Annotated in this window: 16 protein-coding genes and 1 pseudogene; 14 read left to right on the plus strand and 3 right to left on the minus strand. The window is 61.0% G+C overall.

The annotated features are described in order from the left end of the window. Positions 1-184: 184 nt before the first annotated feature. A pseudogene (locus CEC48_RS07710) lies at positions 185-370 on the plus strand (SDR family oxidoreductase); the annotation flags it as partial. A 29-nt stretch (positions 371-399) separates the two neighbouring features. Next, the gene (locus tag CEC48_RS07715; protein ID WP_088423196.1) at positions 400-816 is read left to right on the plus strand and encodes an SRPBCC family protein; all 417 of its coding nucleotides are present in this window, start codon (positions 400-402) and stop codon (positions 814-816) included. 121 nt (positions 817-937) lie between these two features. Here the strand turns inward: CEC48_RS07715 and CEC48_RS07720 are convergent, their stop codons facing one another. Further along, on the minus strand, positions 938-2332 hold the full coding sequence (locus CEC48_RS07720) for a HAMP domain-containing sensor histidine kinase (RefSeq protein WP_088423197.1): 1395 nt from the start codon (positions 2330-2332) through the stop codon (positions 938-940). Beyond that, complete coding sequence (locus CEC48_RS07725) at positions 2310-2993, minus strand: response regulator transcription factor (RefSeq protein ID WP_088423198.1); 684 nt, start codon at positions 2991-2993, stop codon at positions 2310-2312. Before CEC48_RS07725 ends, CEC48_RS07720 begins: the two co-directional genes overlap by 23 nt. Positions 2994-3361: 368 nt before the next feature. Between CEC48_RS07725 and CEC48_RS07730 the strand changes: the two genes are divergently transcribed. The 5 genes from CEC48_RS07730 to CEC48_RS07750 all read left to right on the plus strand — a co-directional run bounded on the left by CEC48_RS07730 (position 3362) and on the right by CEC48_RS07750 (position 10520). Next, the gene (locus CEC48_RS07730; protein WP_088423199.1) at positions 3362-4267 is read left to right on the plus strand and encodes a hypothetical protein; all 906 of its coding nucleotides are present in this window, start codon (positions 3362-3364) and stop codon (positions 4265-4267) included. Between the two features lie 193 nt (positions 4268-4460). Next, a complete protein-coding gene (locus CEC48_RS07735; RefSeq protein WP_088423200.1) occupies positions 4461-4808 on the plus strand; it encodes a hypothetical protein in 348 nt (115 codons plus the stop codon). 96 nt (positions 4809-4904) lie between these two features. Further along, positions 4905-6143 carry a TolC family protein gene (locus CEC48_RS07740; RefSeq protein WP_088423201.1) on the plus strand — a complete coding sequence of 413 codons (1239 nt, stop codon included), beginning with the start codon at positions 4905-4907 and terminating at the stop codon, positions 6141-6143. Beyond that, a complete protein-coding gene (locus tag CEC48_RS07745) occupies positions 6136-7407 on the plus strand; it encodes an efflux RND transporter periplasmic adaptor subunit (protein ID WP_088423202.1) in 1272 nt (423 codons plus the stop codon). The genes CEC48_RS07740 and CEC48_RS07745 overlap by 8 nt, the downstream gene beginning before the upstream one ends. Then, complete coding sequence (locus tag CEC48_RS07750; protein WP_088423203.1) at positions 7404-10520, plus strand: efflux RND transporter permease subunit; 3117 nt, start codon at positions 7404-7406, stop codon at positions 10518-10520. Before CEC48_RS07745 ends, CEC48_RS07750 begins: the two co-directional genes overlap by 4 nt. 99 nt (positions 10521-10619) lie before the next feature. Here CEC48_RS07750 and CEC48_RS07755 read toward each other — a convergent pair whose 3' ends face one another. Continuing rightward, the gene (locus CEC48_RS07755) at positions 10620-11735 is read right to left on the minus strand and encodes a Gfo/Idh/MocA family protein (RefSeq protein WP_088423204.1); all 1116 of its coding nucleotides are present in this window, start codon (positions 11733-11735) and stop codon (positions 10620-10622) included. Between the two features lie 428 nt (positions 11736-12163). Between CEC48_RS07755 and CEC48_RS07760 the strand changes: the two genes are divergently transcribed. From CEC48_RS07760 to CEC48_RS07790, 7 genes are all read left to right on the plus strand, one after another. Next, positions 12164-13204, plus strand: a complete 1041-nt coding sequence (locus tag CEC48_RS07760) for a YCF48-related protein (protein ID WP_256579681.1) — start codon at positions 12164-12166, stop codon at positions 13202-13204. A gap of 15 nt (positions 13205-13219) precedes the next feature. Then, the gene (locus tag CEC48_RS07765) at positions 13220-15595 is read left to right on the plus strand and encodes an RND family transporter (protein ID WP_088423206.1); all 2376 of its coding nucleotides are present in this window, start codon (positions 13220-13222) and stop codon (positions 15593-15595) included. 217 nt (positions 15596-15812) lie between these two features. Next, positions 15813-17132 (plus strand): pectate lyase, encoded by a 1320-nt coding sequence (locus CEC48_RS07770; RefSeq protein WP_088423207.1) that lies wholly within the window; start codon positions 15813-15815, stop codon positions 17130-17132. A 12-nt stretch (positions 17133-17144) separates the two neighbouring features. Further along, complete coding sequence (locus CEC48_RS07775) at positions 17145-18749, plus strand: rhamnogalacturonan lyase B N-terminal domain-containing protein (RefSeq protein WP_088423208.1); 1605 nt, start codon at positions 17145-17147, stop codon at positions 18747-18749. Between the two features lie 127 nt (positions 18750-18876). Next, on the plus strand, positions 18877-19173 hold the full coding sequence (locus tag CEC48_RS07780) for a DUF5629 family protein (protein ID WP_088423209.1): 297 nt from the start codon (positions 18877-18879) through the stop codon (positions 19171-19173). Continuing rightward, positions 19160-20335: a lactonase family protein gene (locus CEC48_RS07785; protein ID WP_088423210.1), complete on the plus strand. Its 1176-nt coding sequence runs from the start codon at positions 19160-19162 to the stop codon at positions 20333-20335. Before CEC48_RS07780 ends, CEC48_RS07785 begins: the two co-directional genes overlap by 14 nt. Positions 20336-20491: 156 nt before the next feature. Then, positions 20492-20671 (plus strand): hypothetical protein, encoded by a 180-nt coding sequence (locus CEC48_RS07790; protein WP_003211212.1) that lies wholly within the window; start codon positions 20492-20494, stop codon positions 20669-20671. The last annotated feature ends 10 nt before the right edge of the window (positions 20672-20681 follow it).

Genomic DNA, 20681 nt, shown 5'->3' on the forward strand with positions numbered 1-20681 from the left:
GCTCCCACATTCGATTGGGGTAGGCATTGAATTAATGCTCCCCTGATCTACTTCAGCGCGGCTGCAAACAATCCACCGCTCGATCCACCATCACCCGCGCCATATCCACCCAATGCAGCACTGAAATCACCAGTGCTCGCGACGTCCCATCGCTGATCTCCCGCCTGTTGCGCCGTTACCGAGGCGCAGTGCGCGGGACGAGGCCGATGTGTTTGTGCGCAACGCGCGGCCGACATCGATCATCCAGCGCGCAGCAAATGTGGATGAAGTGGCGAATCTGGTGGCGTACATTGCTTCACCGTTGTCCTCTGCAACCACCGGTGCCGCGTTGCGGGTCGACGGCGGTGTTGTCGACAGCATGGCGATCTGATTTTTCTTGAATGGTTTGGAGTGTGAATCGTGGCAAAAGCATCTGCTGTTATTGAAGTTCCGGTTTCGGCCGAACAGGTTTGGCAACTGGTCGGCGGCTTCAATTCGCTGCCGGACTGGCTGCCCCTTATCGCCAAGAGCGAGCCGAGTGAAGGCGGCCGTGTGCGCCACCTGCAAACCGCTGATGGTGGGGTGGTGGTGGAGCGCTTGCAAAGCTTTGATGATGCGGCGCGTACTTACAGCTACTCGATCAGCGAGTCGCCGTTTCCGGTGAGTGAGTATTTGGCGACGTTGAAGGTTGAAGCGCTGGGCGAGAACACGGCCAAGGTGACCTGGTCGGGGGTGTTTACCCCGGTGGCCGGTGTGACGGATGCGGCGGTGGAGGAGTTGTTTGCCGGTGTCTACAGCGGTGGGCTTGAAGCGTTGCGGGGCAATTTTCCGGGTTGATTGAGGATCAAATGTGGGAGCGGGCTTGCTCGCGAATACGGTGGGTCAGTGCCATACGGGTTGACTGACACTCCGCCTTCGCGAGCAAGCCCGCTCCCACATTGGTTTTGTGGTGTTTGCGCTATTCGGGCATCAGTTGTTGGCGGCATTCGAGGATCAACTTCGCGCCGCCACTTTCGCTGCTGCCTACTTCCAGTTTGAAGCCGTGCAGGTTGATGATCGCGGCCACAATCGACAGCCCCAATCCAAACCCGCCTTGTTGCTGATTACCTTCGTCCACTCGATAGAAACGTTGGAACACCGCAGCCCGTTCCGCTGCCGGAATTCCGGGGCCGGTGTCGAGCACTTCGATGCGGGTGCTGCCGGCATCGCTCACACCCCGCAGAATCACTTTGCCGTCCGGTGGGGTGAATTTGATCGAGTTGCTCAGCAGGTTGGCCAGGGCTTCGAACAGCAATGCGCGGTCGCCGGTGATCCAGGGCAACGAGGCCGGTACTTCCAGCAGCAGTTCCATCTCGCCTTCTTCTGCCAGGGGCAGGTAGAAGTCGTGGAGTTCCTGCAGCAAGGGCAGGGGGTCGAGCACCAGGAAGCCTGAACGACGTTGATGGTCTTCCAGTTCGGAAATCCGCAGCAAGCCGCGAAAGCGGGCCATCAAGGTGTCGGTTTCGGCGATGGCCGCGTCCAGTTGCAGGGCGTGGGGCGCGTCTTCATCAGCCTGCTGCTGGATCCGGTACAACTGCGCCCGCAGGCGGGTCAGCGGGGTGCGCAGGTCGTGGGCGATGTTGTCGCACACGCCCTTGACCTCGTTCATCAACTTCTCGATGCGGTCGAGCATGGCGTTGACGATGGCCGCCAGCATGTCGAGTTCGTCGCGCCGGTCCGACAACGGCAAGCGATGGGTCAGGTCGCCGGCGACGATGGCTTCGGCGCTGGCCTGGATCCCGCGAATCCGCCGCAACGGGCGCCGCCTGAGCAGGTGCCAGCCGGCCGCACCGGGAATGATCGTCAGGGTGATCCCCCACAGCAAGGCGTGCAGGATGATGCGCGTGACGCCGAACAGCGAGCCGTTGGCGCGCACCAGAATCAGCCAGCGGCCATCTTCGGTGTGGGTGGCCACGGCGTCGCAGCTGTCGCGCGGCAGTTTCGGGTCGTCGGAGTCGATGCAGTTGGCCAGCGCATGGATGTGCCCGTCCATCGGCAGGTCAGGCGGTATCACGCGGATCGGGCCGCTGATGGGGTTGAACTGGTTGTCGAACAGGCCGTAGGCGTCAACGCCCTTCATGTCGAAGGTCATGCTGGTGGTCAGGGCTTCCACCAGTTCTTCACCGTCGAAGCGCTGGAACAAATGCTGGCGCTGCATCAGCGAGTGGCGCGAGAGGTCGCCCAGGTAACCGGACACCTCGTAGTACAGCACGCCCATGAGGATGCAGCTCCAGGCTACGAACAACGAACTGTAGAGCGCCAGCAGCCGGCTGCTGGAGGAGCGCCAGCCTTTAGAGGGGTTCAGCAATGACATACCCGGAACCTCGTACCGTGCGGATCAGCGGCGTGAGGCCCGGCGGGTCGATTTTTTTACGCAGGCGGCCGATGTGCACGTCGATCAGGTTGGTGCCCGGGTCGAAGTGATAACCCCAGACTTCCTCGAAGATCATCATCCGCGACAGGATCTGCCCGGTGTTGCGCATCAGGAATTCCAGCAGTTTGTATTCAGTCGGCAACAGGCTCAGGGGCTGTTCGGCGCGGCTGGCTTCGCGGCTGATCAGGTTCAGCTCCAGGTCCGCCACGCGCAGCGCGGTTTCGAACTCCTGGACTGTGCTTTTGCGTCGCAGCAGCACTTCGACGCGGGCGGCCATTTCGTCGGAAGCGAACGGTTTGGTCAGGTAGTCATCACCACCGGCGCGCAGGCCGCGTACCCGCTCATCCACATCGGAGAGGGCGCTGATCATCAGGATCGGCGTCGACACGCCAATGGTGCGCAGGGTGGTGACGATGGCCAGGCCATCCAGTTCCGGGAGCATGCGGTCGAGGGTGATCAGGTCGTAATCACCGCTGACAGCGCGGACCAGGCCTTCGCGGCCATTGTCTACCCAGTCTACGTCCAGTCCATGGCTACTCAGCTCGGCAACGATCTCGCGGGCCGTTACGGCGTCGTCCTCGATGGTCAAAATGCGGGTCATAAGGATTACCTGGTGAGCGATTCACACTGAAGTGCGGGCATTTTGCCAAGAAATGATAGCCCGCTTACTAAATAAAAATTTATGTAGGCATAAACGACACAATTCACCTTACCCCGCTGAATCTGAACGAATGCTGTGCGTGTAGGATTTTTTGCGCTCCACGCCGTGCTCATGGGTTGTTTCCGACAAGGAATGCATAACGCCCGCCGCGCCAGGGCGTTTCTTGCAAGTTGCATGGTTCACATTAGTTCAAATTAGTTAACTTGTTGAAATATATGGAGTTTTAAATTGAAGGTTCCTGGCACGTCGCCTGCACTGTCCCTTTTGAGACTTGTAACACTATTTTTCATGCCTGGAGCGAAACAACAATGATCACATCCTCATCCACGCTGCAAGAGTCGAGCACGCTCTCCGGGGTTTCCTGGGGCGCGATCTTTGCCGGGGCCGCTGCTGCGGCTGCGCTGTCCTTGATCCTGGTACTGCTGGGCTTCGGCCTGGGCTTTTCGGCGGTGTCGCCGTGGGCCGACAGTGGCATCAGCGCCAAAGGGCTTGGCATTTCCACCATTGTCTGGCTGGCGGTTACGCAAATTATCGCGTCGGGGATGGGCGGTTACATCGCCGGTCGCCTGCGGGTGAAATGGGCCAATATGCACGGCGATGAGGTGTACTTTCGCGACACTGCCCATGGCTTCCTGGCCTGGGCCGTGGCGACACTGGTGACGGCGGTGCTGATCGTCGGTTCGGTCAGCAGTGTGGTCAGCGGTGGTGTGAAGGCCGGTGCCAGTGTGGCCTCGGGTGCCGCCAGCGGCATGAGCCAGGCGGTGGGCGCTGCCACCAAGGGTGAAGACTTCGGCTACTACGTCGACAGCCTGTTCCGCGATGATCGCCCGGCAGCCGTCAGTGATGACGCGGTGCACGGTGTTGTCGCGCGCATCTTTGCCCGCACCGTCAGCAACAACGGCCAGTTGGCACCTGAAGACCGTGCGTACCTTGCGCAATTGATCACCCAGCGTACCAATCTCAGCCAGGCCGATGCCGAGGCGCGTGTTGACCAGGTCTACGGCCAGGCTCAAAAAGCGCTGGATGATGCCAAGTTGAAAGCCAAACAGGCTGCCGACACCGCTGCGAAAGTCGCTGCCTACACGTCGCTGTGGACCTTCGTGGGGCTGTTGATCGGTGCGTTTTTTGCCAGCCTCGCTGCAACCTTTGGTGGTCGTCGCCGGGATGCCGTGGTGTACCTGGAAACCCATACCAATGCCACTTCCGTTCGTTAATTCAAGGAGAACGTCATGCGCTCATTACTGCTGTTTTTCCTCGGTGTGCCGATCCCGGTCATTATCCTGATCGCGATCTTCATGCACTGATCCTGCTGTCTGTTTGACTCAAGCCGCGCCTGCTCCAGCAGGTGCGGCTTTTTATTACGTTGTTAATTGTTGCTTAACCGCCTTTTGGCTAAGCTCCCGTCCCATGAGCCGCTATCTGCGTTTTTTCCTGGTCCTGTTGTTAAGTCTTGCGCTTCCCCTGACCGGGATGGCGGGCGTGCCGTCGAGCACCGAGCCGTGCCCGATGCAGATGTCCGACATGCAGATGATGAGCGACATGGCCCCGGACTGTTGCCAGGACGGCGCCGCTCCCGCCGACCACGGCAAAAGCTGCAAGCCCGGCCAGGAATGCAAGACTGGCGGCATGCTGCAACTGTCGATGCCGGTGCTCAAGGCGCCGGTGACTGCCTCCAGTGCGCTGCTCGTCAGCCTCTCTTCTGATTTCATCCCCGACCGCACGCCGTCCGGCGTCTGGCGTCCGCCCCGTACCTGAATCCTGTTGCACCTGAAGACTCGTCCCTGACCCGGGATGGCCTTGCTGTGGGCCGCGTAAAGCGGTGCGCAGCGCAACAGAACAGGAAACTTCAAGATGAATTCCCTATGCGTGCGTGCCCTGGTGGTGGGCGTGCTGGCGTGGCCGACGCTGGCGTCTGCGCTGACCCTGGATGAAGCCTTGCGCCTGGCGCAAAACAACGCGCCGTCGCTGGCAGCCGAATCGTCCAAATTACAGGCCGCGACCCAGGCGGCGATTCCGGCAGGTGAACTGCCCGACCCGAAACTGGTAGTGGGCCTGCAAAACTTCCCCGTCGGCGGGCCCAATCGCGGCACGCTGTATGGCGATGACATGACCGAACAAATGATCGGCATCCAGCAACAAGTGCCCAGCCGCGACAAGCGCAAGGCCCGTGTTGAGTTGGCCTCGGCCACTGTGGATACGGCTGCCGCCGAAGGCCGGATAGAACGCCTGAACGTCCGCCAGGCCACCGCCCAGGCGTGGATTCGCGCCTATGCAGTGGAGCGCAAAGAGGCGTTGTTCAAGGACTTCTATCAGCAGAATCGCCTGCTGCAAGACACCGTGCGTGCGCAATTGGCCGGTGGCCGTGGGCAGCCGTCCGACGCGGTTATTCCCAGGCAGGAGGCCGCCGACCTCGCCGAGCGCGAAGACGAACTGACCCAGCAACGCGCCCAGGCCCGCGCGGCCCTCAAGCGCTGGATCGGCTCGGCGGCCAGCGAAGCCCCCAGCGGCCAGTTGCCCAACTGGAACGTCGACACGACGGGCTTCACCCACAACCTGCACCAACATCCGGTACTGCAAGCCTTTGTACCGCGTACCCGCGAGGCCGAAGCCCGGCTGAACGAGGCCAAGGCGCAAAAGACCTCCGACTGGAGTTGGGAGGTGGACTACCAGCACCGTGGCCGTGAATACGGCGATATGGTCAGCCTGCAGTTGACCTTCGACTTGCCGATTTTCCCCGGTGGCCGGCAAAACCCCGGCATTGCCGCCAAGCAGGCCCAGCTTGATCAACTGGACGCCGAACGCGAAGCCAAGACCCGTGAACACACCCAGGAACTCGAAGACGACCTGGCCAACTATCAGCGCCTGGACCGCGCCGTGCAGCGCAGCCAGGACAGCCTGGTGCCGTTGGCCGAGGAGAAGGTTTCCCTGAGCCTGGCGGGTTATCGCACGGGCAAGGGTGACCTGATGAACGTGGTCAGCGCTCGCCGCGAGTGGGTCGAGGCGCGCTTCAAACAGATTGATGCCATTGAGCAGCGCGCCCTGACCGGCGCCCAGCTGTATTTCGCTTACGGGGAAGCGGCCAATGAATAACCGAATCGTGAACGTGGCCCTGTTGGGCGGCGCCCTGCTGCTGGGCCTGGGTGGCGGCTATTGGCTGGCGCAGATGCGCATGGCGCAGCCGGCGATGGCCGGGGCGATGCAGGCGCGGGATGAGAAAAAGGCGCTGTACTGGTACGACCCGATGTACCCGCAGCAAAAATTCGACAAGCCAGGCAAGTCGCCCTTTATGGACATGCAACTGGTGCCGCGTTACGCCGGTGGTGCCGAGGAAAGCGCGGCGATTCACATTGATGCGAGCCTGACCCAAAACATCGGCGTACGCCTGGCGAGTGTCAGCCGTGGTGTCCTGGCGTCGAGTCTTGAGCTGTCGGGGATTCTTGCCTTCAACGAGCGCGATGTGGCGGTGGTGCAGGCTCGCGCTGCCGGCTTTGTGGAGCGGGTTTACGCCCGTGCGCCGGGTGATGTGCTCAAGGCTCAGTCGCCCCTGGCCGACATTCTGGTGCCCGAATGGGCTGGCGCCCAGGAAGAGTTTCTGGCCCTGCGCCACAGCGATCCCGGCCTGTTGGCCGCCGCCCGCCAGCGCCTGCGCCTGAGTGGCATGCCCGCCGGGTTGATCACGCAGATGGAACGCAGCGGCCGGGTGCAATCGGTGATGACCATTACCACCCCGTTGGGCGGCGCGTTGCAAACACTGGATGTGCGTGAGGGCATGACCGTCGCGGCCGGCCAAACCCTGGCGCGGGTCAATGGCCTGGGGACCGTGTGGCTGCAAGTCGCCGTGCCTGAAGCCCAGAGTGCCGCGTTGGCCGTTGGGCAAACCGTCGAGAGTCATTTTGTCGGGTTGCCGGGGCAGGTATTTAAAGGCACCGTCGCCGCAATTCTGCCGGCAACCGCCATGGACAGCCGCACTGTGCAGGTTCGGGTTGAACTGCCCAACCCTGACGGTATGTTGCGTCCCGGCATGACCGCGCAGGTGCGCCTGGCGCAGTCGACCGGGCAATCGGTGTTGTTGCTGCCGAGCGAGGCGCTGATTCGCACCGGCAAACGGGTGCTGGTGATGGTGGCCGAGGAGGGCGGACGGTATCGCCCGGTAGAAGTCCAGGCAGGCGCCGAAAATCAGGACCAGACCGTGATCGTCGCAGGCTTGCAGGAAGGCCAGCAGGTAGTCGCCTCGGGTCAATTTCTGCTGGACTCTGAAGCAAGTTTGAAGGGGATTACCGCTCAATCGTCCGACGATTTTTCAAATGATGGCTCCATGGACGGTATGAGCATGCAACCGGGAGCCCGGCCATGATCGCCCTGTTGATCCGCTGGTCGGTAGCCAACCGTTTCCTGGTGCTGCTGGCCACGCTGTTTGTCACGGCCTGGGGACTGTGGTCGATCCAAAACACTCCGGTGGACGCCTTGCCGGACCTTTCGGATGTGCAGGTGATCATCCGCACGCCGTACCCGGGCCAGGCGCCGCAGATTGTCGAAAACCAGGTCACTTACCCGATGACCACCACCATGCTCTCGGTGCCGGGGGCGAAGACCGTGCGCGGCTTTTCGTTCTTCGGCGACAGCTACGTCTACGTGCTGTTTGACGAAGGCACCGACCTGTATTGGGCGCGCTCGCGGGTGCTGGAATACCTGAGCCAGTTGCAGGCGCGTTTGCCGGCATCCGCCAAGCCGGCGCTGGGCCCGGACGCCACCGGTGTGGGCTGGATTTACCAGTACGCCCTGGTGGACCGCACCGGCAAACATGACCTGGCGCAGTTGCGCTCGTTGCAGGACTGGTTCCTCAAGTTCGAGCTCAAGACCCTGCCCAACGTCGCCGAAGTGGCAACCATCGGCGGCCAGGTCAAGCAGTACCAGGTGCAGATCGATCCGCTGGCCCTGGCCAGTCGCGGCATCACCCAGGCGCAAGTAGTGGAAGCCATCGGCAAGGCCAACCAGGAAACCGGCGGCTCGGTACTGAACATGGGCGAGTCGGAATACATGGTGCGCACCTCCGGCTACCTGAAAACCCTGGAAGACTTTCGCGCCATTCCCCTGCGGCTCGACACCAACAACGTGCCGGTGACCCTGGGCGATGTGGCGACGATTCAACTGGGCCCGGACATGCGCCGGGGCATCAGCGAGCTGGATGGCGAAGGCGAAGCAGTGGGCGGGGTGGTGATCCTGCGCAGCGGCAAGAACGCCCGCGAGGCCATTGCGGCGGTCAAGAGCAAGCTGGAGCAACTGAAAACCAGCCTGCCGCCCGGCGTGGAAGTCGTCACCACTTACGATCGCAGCAAACTGATCGACCGCGCCGTGGACAACCTCAGCCACAAACTGCTGGAAGAGTTCCTGGTGGTGGCGCTGGTGTGCGGGATCTTCCTGTGGCACCTGCGCTCCTCCCTGGTGGCGATCATCTCGTTGCCGGTGGGGGTGTTGATTGCCTTTATTGTGATGCGCTTCCAGGGCATCAACGCCAACATCATGTCCCTGGGCGGGATTGCGATTGCCATCGGTGCGATGGTCGATGGCGCGGTGGTGATGATCGAGAACGGCCACAAGAAAATCGAGGCCTGGCACCACGCGCATCCGAACCGTGAATTGAAGGGTGAAGAGCACTGGAAGGTCGTCACCGATGCGGCGGTGGAAGTGGGACCGGCGCTGTTTTTCTGCCTGCTGATCATCACCTTGTCGTTTATCCCGGTGTTCACCCTGCAAGCCCAGGAAGGCCGGTTGTTCGGGCCGCTGGCCTACACCAAGACCTACGCCATGGCCGCCGCGGCGGGGTTGTCGGTGACCCTTATCCCGGTGCTGATGGGTTACTGGATTCGCGGGCGCATCCCCGATGAGCAACGCAACCCGCTGAATCGCGGCCTGATCAAGCTCTATCAACCAGCCCTCGAAGCGGTACTGCGCTGGCCGCGCATGACCTTGCTGGTGGCGCTGTTGATGGTCGCCAGTGCACTGTGGCCGATGTCGCAGCTGGGCGGTGAATTCCTGCCGCCGCTGGATGAGGGCGACTTGCTGTATATGCCCTCGGCGCTGCCGGGGTTGTCGACGCAAACCGCAGGTGCGTTGTTGCAACGCACCGACCGCTTGATCAAGAGCGTGCCGGAAGTCGCCCATGTGTTCGGCAAGGCCGGTCGCGCGGAAACCGCTACCGACCCGGCCCCGCTGGAAATGTTCGAAACCACCATTGAATTCAAGCCACGAGACCAATGGCGACCCGGCATGACCCCGGAAAAACTGGTGAAGGAACTCGACCGGGTGGTGCAGGTGCCAGGCTTGACCAACATCTGGATTCCGCCGATCCGCAACCGCATCGACATGCTCGCCACCGGGGTCAAAAGCCCGATCGGCGTGAAGGTCGCGGGCACCAGCCTGATGGCGATCGATGCCGTGACCCAGGCCGTGGAAAAGGTCGCCAAGACGGTGCCCGGCGTCAGCTCGGCCCTGGCCGAACGTCTCACGGGCGGGCGTTATATTGATGTGGATATCGACCGCCCGGCAGCTGCGCGTTATGGCCTGAACATCACCGATGTGCAGTCCATCGTCTCCGGGGCCATTGGCGGTGAAAACATCGGCGAGACCGTCGAAGGCCTCGCGCGGTTTCCCATCAACCTGCGTTACCCGAAAGAGTGGCGCGACTCGGTAAGTGCCTTGAGCAACCTGCCGATCTACACGCCGTCGGGTAGCCAGATCACCTTGGGCACCGTGGCCCACATCAAGGTCACCGAAGGCCCGCCGATGCTCAAGAGCGAAAACGCCCGGCCTTCCGGCTGGGTGTACATCGACGTGCGCGACCGCGACCTGGCCTCGGTGGTGAAGGACTTGCGTGAAGCGATCAACCAGCAGGTGCAGTTGCAACCGGGCATGAGCCTCAGCTATTCGGGGCAGTTCGAGTTTCTGGAGCGGGCCAATGAACGCCTGAAACTGGTGGTGCCGGCGACCTTGCTGATCATCTTCGTATTGCTGTACCTGACGTTCCGTCGCGTGGATGAGGCGCTGCTGATCCTCGCCACATTGCCATTTGCGCTGACCGGTGGGGTTTGGTTGTTGTACTGGCAGGGCTTCAACCTGTCGGTGGCGACCGGCGTCGGGTTTATTGCGTTGGCGGGGGTGTCGGCGGAGTTCGGCGTGATCATGCTGCTGTACCTGAAAAACGCCTGGGCTGAACGACAAGGAGGAGGGGACCAGGCCTTGCAGGAAGCCATCACCGAAGGCGCCGTATTGCGCGTGCGGCCCAAGGCGATGACCGTGGCCGTGATCATCGCCGGCTTGCTGCCGATCCTGTTGGGCGGCGGCACCGGTAGCGAAGTCATGAGCCGAATTGCCGCGCCAATGATTGGCGGCATGCTCACAGCACCGCTGCTATCGCTGTTCGTCATCCCGGCCGCGTACCGCCTGATGCGCAAATCTCAAACACAATGACAACCTAATGTGGGAGCGGGCTTGCTCGCGAAAGCGGTGTGTCAGTCGCCAGATGTATTGGCTGATCCACCGCCTTCGCGAGCAAGCCCGCTCCCACATTTAGGCCTCATTCAACCTGACCCACCGCTCTTCCCTGGCTGCCAGGCGAATCGCCGTCGCCAGTCGCTCCACCTCCCACGCCGCCGCAAAATCCGTCCCGTTGCTACCCTCGCCAGCCAACGCCATCACCAACTCATGCACCTCCAGCGTCTTCAACTCGTTGTACCCCAACTGATGCCCCGGTGCCGGGCTGAAAGCCGCATACCCCGGCAGCGAAGGCCCCGCCAGCAACCGCTGAAACCCCTCCTGCCCAACCCGAAACAGCTGCAATTCATTCAACCGCTCCTGATCAAACAACAACGTGCCGCGCGTGCCACTGATCTCAAAACTCAGGTGGTTCTTATACCCATGCTTAAGCCAACTACTGCTCACCGTCCCCCGCGCCCCATTGGCAAACCGCAGCAACGCATGCACCTGATCATCCACCGCAATCTCCCGCAGCGTCTCACTCCCCGCCGTGGCAGGCCGCTGCCCATGCACCGTCTGCGTATCGGCACACACACTCAGCACATCCCCCACCAGGTACCGCGCCATCGACAGCAAATGACTGCCCAAATCCGCCAAGGCACCGCCGGCATGCCCCACTTCACAACGCCACGACCACGGCGATGTCGCATCCGCCATGAAGTCCTCGCTGAATTCCCCCTGGAAACTGATGATCTCCCCCAACTCACCGCTGTCGATCAACTGCCGGGCCAAACCAATCATCGGGTTGTGCTGATAGTTGTAACCCACCCGCGTCACCACGCCAGCCTTGCTCGCTGCATCGCGCATGGCTGCCGCCTGCTCCAGGCTCACCGCCAGCGGTTTCTCGCAATACACCGCCTTGCCCGCCGCCAGCGCAGCCATGGCCATCGGGTAGTGCAAATGATTCGGTGTGGTGATGGCGACGACGTCGACCTTGGGATCATCAATCAACTGCTGCCAGTCGCCATGGGCCCGCGCAAACCCCCAGGCTGCGGCGCAGCGTGTCGCGCGTTCGGTATCGGCATCGGCCAAGGCGGCCAGCGTGAGCTTCACCGGCAGCTCAAACACCGCCCGCGCGTTATTGAACGCCAGGGCGTGGGCACGCCCCATAAAGCCTGTGCCAATTAGGCCGATTCCGAGTTCGCGCATAGCCGGGTTCCTTCGAATTATTGTTTTGAGAGGGCTATTTATGGAATAAATATTCCCAATATTCAATAGATAGAATAAAAATTCATTCTCGTAGGTCACACTGCACTCCGTGGCGAGGGAGCTTGCTCCCGCTGGAGTGCGAAGCACTCCCAAGATATTGGGGCCGCTGCGCAGCCCAGCGGGAGCAAGCTCCCTCGCCACAACAGCCCCCCTCCACGGATCACCGCTGCTGATAGCGTTACATTCAGCACCGGCTTAACGGCCTCCAGTTAACAAAACATAACGTAGCGCCGATTGTCAGACGATTCCAAAGCCCGCTAGGATGGCCCAGCTTCCCCAAGGCGCTCTAGATTGCAGGTTTCAGGGCTCCGAACGGCAAGACGACCTAACAATAATAAATGGGAGAAAGGTCTATGAGTGAGCCTGTCATGGGTGTGGTGTTTTACCGCCCGAAGGCCACGCGCAGGGTCGCATTGCTGGCCACAGCGCTCTCGTTGCTGGGGGGTGTCGCGTTGTCGACACCTGCCCACGCCGCCACAGAAACCACCGCCGCAGCGGTGTTCGCCATTGATTCCCCCAAGGCTGCCAAAAGCCTGATGATCGACGTGGTGCACGCAGGCAAACGCCTGGTCGCGGTCGGTGATCGCGGGCACATCCTCTATTCCGACGACCAGGGCGCCACCTGGACCCAAGCCAAAGTCCCCACCCGGCAACTGCTGACGGCGGTGTTTTTCGCCGATGACAAACACGGCTGGGCGGTGGGGCATGACGCACAGATCCTCGCCACCACCGATGGCGGTGTGAGCTGGACCCAACAATTCCAGGACCTCAAGCGCGAAGCGCCGCTGCTCGACGTCTGGTTCAAGGACGCCAGCAACGGCTTTGCCGTGGGCGCCTACGGTGCGTTGATCGAAACCACCGACGGCGGCAAGACCTGGGACGACGTCAGCGACCGCCTCGACAACGAAGACCAATACCACCTCAACGCCATCGCCCAGGTGAAAGACGCCGGGCTGTTTATCGTCGGCGAGCAGGGCAGCATGTTCCGCTCCCACGATGAGGGCCAAACCTGGGAAAAACTCGAAGGTCCCTACGAGGGTTCGCTGTTCGGCGTGATCGGCACCGCCCAGGCCCAGACGCTGTTGGCCTACGGCCTGCGCGGCAACCTGTTCCGCTCCACGGATTTTGGCAGTACCTGGGAGCCGGTCGAGTTGAACGCCACCCGTGGCGCGCTGGAGTTCGGCTTGTCGGGGGCGACCCTGCTGGATGACGGCTCAATCGTGGTGGTGGGCAACGGCGGCAGCGTGGTGGTCAGCCACGACGACGGCCTGACCTTCAGCGTATTCAATCGCCCGGACCGCATTTCGCTGTCGGCGGTCACGGCGGCGGGCAACGGCAACTTGATTCTGGTGGGGCAGGGCGGCGTTCGCGTCGCGACTCCCACCGGTGCCGAGCTGATAAAACAATAAGAAGGCGGGGACAGCATGAGCAGTCATCACAACGACAAGGCCACGTTTCTCGAGCGCCTGATTTTCAATAACCGCCCGGCAGTGATCACGATCTGCCTGCTGGTGAGTATCTTCCTGTTCTGGCAAGCGACGTTGATTCGCCCGTCCACCAGCTTCGAAAAAATGATCCCCTTAAAGCACCCCTTCATCGAGAAGATGATGGAGCACCGCAACGACCTGGCGAACCTGGGCAACACGGTGCGCATCTCGGTGGAAGCCAAGGACGGTGACATCTTCACGAAGGAGTACATGGAGACTCTGCGCCAGATCAACGATGAGGTGTTCTACATCTCCGGCGTCGACCGCTCCGGCCTCAAGTCGCTGTGGAGCCCCAGCGTGCGCTGGACCGAAGTTACCGAGGAAGGTTTTGCCGGCGGCGAAGTGATCCCGCAGAGCTACAACGGCTCGCCGGAAAGCCTCGACCAGTTGCGCAACAACGTGCTCAAGTCCGGGCAGGTCGGGCGGCTGGTGGCCAACGACTTCAAGTCGAGCATCGTCGACATTCCACTGCTGGAGTCCTACCCGGACCCGCAAGACCAGGGCAAGTTGCTGGCCCTGGACTATCGCAAGTTCTCCCATGAACTCGAAGACAAGATCCGCGACAAGTTCGAAGCGCAGAACCCCAACGTCAAGATCCACATCGTCGGTTTTGCCAAGAAGGTCGGCGACCTGATCGACGGCCTGGTGATGGTGGTGATGTTCTTCGGTATCGCGTTCGTCATCACCCTGGTGCTGCTGCTGTGGTTTACCAACTGCCTGCGCAGCACCATCGCGGTGTTGAGCACCACGTTGGTGGCGGTTATCTGGCAGCTTGGGCTGATGCATGCCTTGGGTTTCGGGCTGGATCCCTACTCGATGCTGGTGCCGTTCCTGATCTTTGCCATCGGTATTTCCCACGGCGTACAGAAGATCAACGGCATCGCCCTGCAATCCAGTGATGCCGACAACGCCCTGACCGCTGCGCGTCGCACCTTTCGCCAGCTGTTCTTACCGGGAATGATCGCGATCCTCGCCGATGCGGTCGGCTTTATCACCCTGTTGATCATCGACATCGGCGTGATCCGCGAACTGGCGATCGGCGCCTCGGTGGGTGTGGCGGTCATCGTGTTCACCAACCTTATCCTGCTGCCGGTAGCGATCTCCTACGTGGGCATCAGCAAACGCGCCATCGAGCGCAGCAAGAAAGACGCACACCGCGAGCACCCGTTCTGGCGCTTGCTGTCGAAGTTCGCCAGCCCCAAAGTCGCGCCGGTGTCGATTGCCCTGGCATTGGTCGCCTTCGGTGGCGGCCTGTGGTACAGCCAGAACCTGAAGATCGGCGACCTCGATCAGGGCGCGCCGGAGCTGCGCCCCGACTCGCGCTACAACAAAGACAACAACTTCATCATCAGCAACTACTCCACCAGCTCCGACGTGCTGGTGGTGATGGTCAAGACCAAGGCCGAAGGCTGCTCGCGTTATGAAGCCATGGCGCCCATCGACCAGTTGATGTGGAAGATGCAGAACACCGAAGGCGTGCAATCGGCCATCTCGTTGGTGACCGTGTCCAAGCAGATGATCAAGGGCATGAACGAGGGCAACCTGAAATGGGAAACCCTGTCGCGCAACCCCGACGTGCTGAACAACTCCATCGCCCGCGCCGATGGCCTGTACAACAACAATTGCTCCCTGGCGCCGGTGCTGGTGTTCCTCAACGACCACAAGGCCGAAACCCTCGACCGCGCGGTGCATGCGGTGCAGGACTTCGCCAAGGAGAACAACAAGGACGGCCTGGAATTCATCCTCGCCGCCGGTAACGCCGGGATCGAGGCGGCCACCAACGAGGTGATCAAGGAGTCCGAGCTGACCATCCTGATCCTGGTGTACCTGTGCGTGGCCACCATGTGCATGATCACCTTCCGCTCGTGGGCGGCGACCTTGTGCATCGTGTTGCCGCTGGTGCTGACCTCGGTGCTGGGCAACGCGCTGATGGCGTTCATGGGCATCGGCGTCAAGGTCGCGACCTTGCCGGTGGTGGCCCTGGGCGTAGGGATTGGCGTGGACTACGGCATCTACATCTACAGCCGCCTGGAGAGTTTCCTGCGCGCTGGGTTGCCGTTGCAGGAAGCCTATTACCAGACGCTCAAGTCCACCGGTAAAGCCGTGCTGTTCACCGGCCTGTGCCTGGCGATCGGCGTGGCGACCTGGATCTTCTCGGCCATCAAGTTCCAGGCCGACATGGGCCTGATGCTGACCTTCATGCTGCTGTGGAACATGTTCGGCGCGCTGTGGCTGCTGCCGGCGCTGGCACGCTTCCTGATCAAACCGGAAAAACTCGCGGGGCAGAAGGGCAATTCGTTGTTTGCTCACTGAGCCCATTTCATCCAACGTCGCACACCCCGGGTTTGACGGCTTCTTAACGTTCCAAGAGCGCAAAACCTGAACCAAAACTGAATAGGTTCTGAGTAATAATTTATACATTTGATAAATATCAGCCGTTGTTCAACTCTCCACGCCATGTGATTGATCATGTCGGGCTTGCCGTCAGAGGCGGCAAGCCCGGGTGCTGATGCACCGACTGGAGAACTCTATGCACCGCTCTGTTAAATCTCTGCGCCCTCATCTGTTGAATCTACTTCGCCTGCCGGATCGGGCACGCGGTCGGGTTTTTTGGATAAAACTGGCGCCCTGGTTTGTGCTGTGCATTGGTTTGGGGTTGCCGCCAGGCTCCGAGGCGGCTGAGCGACCTGAGGGGTTTGCCCAGGGAGTCACCGGCGGCGGCAACACCCCGGCCGTACAACCGCGTAGCCTGGACGATCTGAAAAAGGCGCTGTGTGCCTCGTTTGACACGCGCGGAAACTGCACGGATGACGCCCCGCGCGTGATCGCCTTGGACCATGACTTCGACTTTCGTGGTTCGGTGGTTGAAAACGGCAGCGCACAAACCCACGAGACCGGTTGCATGGCCAACGCCTGTCCGCAGGGAGGAGGGCAATGGGCGATCAACGGTGCGAACGGGTTTTGCCAAGCGAAGCCGCCGGTCGAGGTGAGCTATGACAACGCCGGATTGCAGCGCTTGAAGGTCGGCTCCAACAAGACGCTGATCGGCGTGGGCAGCGTTGCAGGCATTAAGGGCATGGGGTTGTTCATCGGCGGTGGCGCTCACAACGTCATCGTTCAAAACCTGACTTTGTCCGATATCAATCCCCGCGTGGTCTGGGGTGGGGATGCGCTGACCTTGGACGGTGCCGATGGGGTATGGATTGACCACAACACCTTCGCGCGGATCGGCCGGCAGATGATTGTGACCGGATGGGGCACGGCGTCCCACGTGACGATTTCCCACAACGAATTCGATGGACGCACGCCGTACTCCGCGACCTGTGACGGGCATCATTATTGGGTCTGGTTGTTCCTCGGTCACCACGACACCCTGACGGTGGCGAGCAACTACGTCCACGATACGTCTGGGCGCGCACCCCACGCCGGCGGTATGGGCAATGCGGATATCAGCGCGCAACTGGTGAACAACGTTTTCAGCAACCTGACCTATCAAGGCGCGATCATGTCACGCACCGCCTCCTCGCACCTGCTGGTGGAGGGCAATGCGTTCGAGCACGTGACACATCCTTTGTTCAACGATACCGATCAGCCTGGCACCGCTTATGCGCTCTTCGAACCTGCAACGGGACCGGTCGGCACTGCTTGTCAAAGCGTGATCGGCAGAGCGTGTGTGCCTAACCTGCAACACCTGAGTGGCACGGACTACCGTCCACAGGACGTTGACGCGCTGAAAAACCTTGCGCGATACCGTGCCTACCTGATCACGCCGCTGCCGGCGGAAACGGCGCTTGCGCACGTGCCCCACGAGTCCGGTGCGGGCAAAAGTAACCTTGTTCATGTCAATTGAAGAAGCCAGCAAATGAAACGCTCTCTATCGATGCTGCTCTGCGCATGTCTGTGGGCCGGCACGCTACCTGCTGATGCGCAAGCTGGCAGTTTTGGTTTCACGCAATCTGACACGCGGGTTGTGGTTGATACCGGCGCAAATCTTGTTTTCAGCGTGGACACCCGCAATGGCGATCTCGTCTCCATGGTGTATCACGGTGACGAACTGCAGACCCACGAGTCGAAAGGGTCACAGATCGCCTCTGGCCTGGGTGCCGCGCAGGTCGATGCCCACTCGGTGGGAGATACCATCGTGGTCAGCGCGCAGGCGCACGATTTGACCCAGTACTACATAGCCCATAAAGGGCGCAGCGCGATTTACCTGGCGACGTACGCGCCGACACGCTTGCCCGTCGGTGAGCTGCGCTTCGTGACCCGGCTGGATGCCAGCAAGTTGCCCAAAGCCGCCTGGGGCACCGATTCCAATGTCGGGCAGGCGATTGAGGGCAAGGATGTGTTCCTGCTGCCGGATGGGCGCACCAGCTCGAAGTTCTATTCTGCACGCCCGATGATCGACGACCCGCTCCACGGTGTGAGCGGCCCAGGCGTTGCGGTTTATATGCTGATGGGTAACCGCGAACTCAGCGCAGGGGGGCCATTTTTCAAGGACATCGCCACGCAGAAAACCCTGAAGACCCATGAGTTGTATAACTATATGTTCTCCAACCACACCCAGACGGAACCCTATCGCGGGGGACTGCACGGGCCCTATGGGTTGCTGTTTACAGAAGGAGCAGCGCCTGCCGCGGCCCTTGGCGACCTGAGTTTCGTGAATCAATCACTGGGGCTCAAGGGGTTCATCGGCAGCGCTGGGCGGGGGTCGGTATCGGCTCATCTGTCCGGCGTCGGCAGTGGCCTGCCGGTGTTGGTAGGGTTGAGCAATGCCGACGCGCAATATTGGGCTCGCGCAGACGCCAACGGTAACGCCCAGGTAGAGGGTGTTCGCCCTGGGCGCTATCGAACAACGCTCTATCAGAATGAGCTGGAAGTGGCGCGCGGGACTGTCGACATCATGCCCGGCGCGCAGGCGCAGGTAACGCTGAATGCGCAGGTGCCCCAGGGCCGTGTGAAGTGGCAGATCGGCGTGGCAGATGGTACGCCGGCAGGTTTCCTTAATGCCAGTCGACTGGCGTCCGAACACCCTTCTGATTCACGCATGGCGCCCTGGAAACCGGTGATCTATACGGTGGGGAGCAGCCCGCTGAGCGACTTTCCTGCCGTGCAGTGGCGAGACGTCAACTCCCCGACCCGGATCAATTTTTCACTCAGGCCAAACGAGGTACGCGACTATCGATTGCGCCTCTACGTGACATTGGCCCAGGACGGCGGACGCCCGCAGATCAAGGTCAACCAGGGTTGGGAGGCGCCACTGCCACCGCCCTCGAACCAGCCTGACAGCCGGGGCATCACACGCGGGACCTACCGTGGCAATAACGTGCTGTTCGAATACGTCATTCCACGCACTACACTGCATGCGGGTTTGAACTCAGTGGGCATCAGCGTCGCTTCCGGAAAGGCAGGCGACGGTTTTTTAAGCCCTGCGTTTGTGTACGACTGTGTTCAATGGGTTGAGCAGTAGAGACAACGCTCGCAAATAATTCTCTTGGGTATGGAACGATGCCCTATCAGCATCTGCATTGCGCAGGCTTAGGCCGATGCAACGATTTGACCTATCATGAGGTCTTTCCTCTTGATGATTGATGGTTATGACTGCCGACACTGCTACCTTGCTCAACGCTTTTGAAGACTGCCAGATGGTTGAAATCGATGGCCTGCATACCTTCGATTTCAGCCTGGATGACCAGAAGTTACTGATCACCTGCATGGACGGTCGTGTCGAGAAACGCTGGAGTTTCAGCCTGGAGCAGATCAAGGCGGCGACCTTTGATCAAACCTTGCAAAGCTGGACCCTTACCGGTGACTCGGGCGAACACCGCCTGGTCTGCATGAGCGGCGTCACCGGCAATAATAACGACGAGGATGAAGCGGATGATGATGCGTAAATTCTGGCCCCTGCTGATGGCTGGCAGCGTAGGCGCGATGTCGGTCCAGGCCGCGCCGGTGGACACCTTTGAATTGCTCGTGGGCAGCTACACCGCCGGCACCAGCGAAGGCATCTACCGCCTGCAGTTCGACAGCCGTACCGGGCAGTTCAGCGGCCAGCCGGTGCTCGCCGCCAAGACTGCCAACCCGTCGTGGCTGACCCTGTCCAAAGACCAGAAGCACCTGTTTGTGGTCAACGAAAATGGCCCGGGCCAAAAAGACCCGGTGGGGCGCGTCAGCAGCTACAGCATCGACCCGAAAAACCATCAACTGACCCTGATCAACCAGGTGCAGAGTCTGGGCAACGAGCCGACCCATTCAAGCCTGGCCAGTGATGGGCGTTACCTGTTTGTGGCCAACTATTCAGTGCTGGAAGATCCGGGCGGCAGCCTCGCGGTGTTGCCGGTAGACGCCGAAGGCAAGCTGTCGCCACCGGTGCAGTTGAGCGGGCACCCGGCCAGCCGGGTCAACCCTGAGCGCCAGGCGTCCAATCATGTGCATTCGGTGGTGTCTTCGCCGGACGGCAAATACGTGTTTGTCCAGGACCTGGGTGCAGACAAGATCTTTGCCTACCACTACGACCCCAAGGCCAACCATGAGCTGCCGCTGACCCCGGCCGACCCTGCGTTTGTGCAGTTGCCACCGGGTAGCGGCCCGCGCCACTTGCTGTTCACAGCGGATGGCAAGCACGCCTGGCTGACCACCGAGATGAGCGCGCAGGTTGCGGTGTTCGACTACAACGACGGCAAATTGACCCAGAAGCAACTGGTCAACTTTGCTGACGGCCAGCCGGTGTCCGACAAGGCCGGCGCCGCGCTGCACACCTCAAGCGACGGCAAGTTCCTCTACGTGAGCAACCGTGGCACCGCCAACCAGATGCTGGTGTTTGCCATCGACCCGGCCAGCGCGCAGTTGAAAGAGATCCAGCGCCGTTCGGTGGAAGGTGACCATCCCCGGGAATTCGCCCTGGACCCCAGCGGCAAGTTCCTGCTGATCGCCAACCAGAAGAGCAACCAGATTGTGGTCGTCGAGCGCGACCCCAAGACCGGCCTTTTGGGCAAAACCGTGCAGAAACTGGCGATTGATGCCCCCAGCGATCTCAAGTTCCTGGCGCGACAATAAGCCACAGGCCCCGCAGTGCGGGGCCTGACTTGTTGTATTAATCGTATTAATAGCGGCTAGTGGTTCAAAGAATTTCTAAGGCTAACCCCTCGGGCGTAAGTTTGGTTCCAAGGCCAACACAGGCCATCCAGCCAACCGAACACAAGGGTTACCGACATGAACTTCAATCTCTTCTCGATCATCGCTGCTTCTGCTGTTTCCGCCACCGTTGCGTTGCCTGCCAGCGCCAGTGTTGAGATCAGCAGCAAAAAAACCAGCACCAGCGCCTACACCCAGAAATACCTGCAACAAAGCGCCAACTTCTACGCAGCGCTGGACCACAAAATCCAGAACTGAGCGCAGTACT

Source organism: Pseudomonas sp. K2I15, from assembly GCF_002204795.1.
Classification (GTDB): domain Bacteria; phylum Pseudomonadota; class Gammaproteobacteria; order Pseudomonadales; family Pseudomonadaceae; genus Aquipseudomonas.

Excerpts from the sequence above, each read along its gene's own strand:
- CEC48_RS07720 (WP_088423197.1), bottom strand. The coding sequence starts at position 2,332 with ATGTCATTGCTGAACCCCTCTAAAGGCTGGCGCTCCTCCAGCAGCCGG.
- CEC48_RS07745 (WP_088423202.1), top strand. The coding sequence starts at position 6,136 with ATGAATAACCGAATCGTGAACGTGGCCCTGTTGGGCGGCGCCCTGCTG.
- CEC48_RS07775 (WP_088423208.1), top strand. The coding sequence starts at position 17,145 with ATGAAACGCTCTCTATCGATGCTGCTCTGCGCATGTCTGTGGGCCGGC.
- CEC48_RS07730 (WP_088423199.1), top strand. The coding sequence starts at position 3,362 with ATGATCACATCCTCATCCACGCTGCAAGAGTCGAGCACGCTCTCCGGG.
- CEC48_RS07760 (WP_256579681.1), top strand. The coding sequence starts at position 12,164 with ATGGGTGTGGTGTTTTACCGCCCGAAGGCCACGCGCAGGGTCGCATTG.
- CEC48_RS07735 (WP_088423200.1), top strand. The coding sequence starts at position 4,461 with ATGAGCCGCTATCTGCGTTTTTTCCTGGTCCTGTTGTTAAGTCTTGCG.
- CEC48_RS07780 (WP_088423209.1), top strand. The coding sequence starts at position 18,877 with ATGACTGCCGACACTGCTACCTTGCTCAACGCTTTTGAAGACTGCCAG.
- CEC48_RS07725 (WP_088423198.1), bottom strand. The coding sequence starts at position 2,993 with ATGACCCGCATTTTGACCATCGAGGACGACGCCGTAACGGCCCGCGAG.
- CEC48_RS07750 (WP_088423203.1), top strand. The coding sequence starts at position 7,404 with ATGATCGCCCTGTTGATCCGCTGGTCGGTAGCCAACCGTTTCCTGGTG.
- CEC48_RS07770 (WP_088423207.1), top strand. The coding sequence starts at position 15,813 with ATGCACCGCTCTGTTAAATCTCTGCGCCCTCATCTGTTGAATCTACTT.
- CEC48_RS07790 (WP_003211212.1), top strand. The coding sequence starts at position 20,492 with ATGAACTTCAATCTCTTCTCGATCATCGCTGCTTCTGCTGTTTCCGCC.
- CEC48_RS07755 (WP_088423204.1), bottom strand. The coding sequence starts at position 11,735 with ATGCGCGAACTCGGAATCGGCCTAATTGGCACAGGCTTTATGGGGCGT.
- CEC48_RS07740 (WP_088423201.1), top strand. The coding sequence starts at position 4,905 with ATGAATTCCCTATGCGTGCGTGCCCTGGTGGTGGGCGTGCTGGCGTGG.
- CEC48_RS07785 (WP_088423210.1), top strand. The coding sequence starts at position 19,160 with ATGATGATGCGTAAATTCTGGCCCCTGCTGATGGCTGGCAGCGTAGGC.
- CEC48_RS07765 (WP_088423206.1), top strand. The coding sequence starts at position 13,220 with ATGAGCAGTCATCACAACGACAAGGCCACGTTTCTCGAGCGCCTGATT.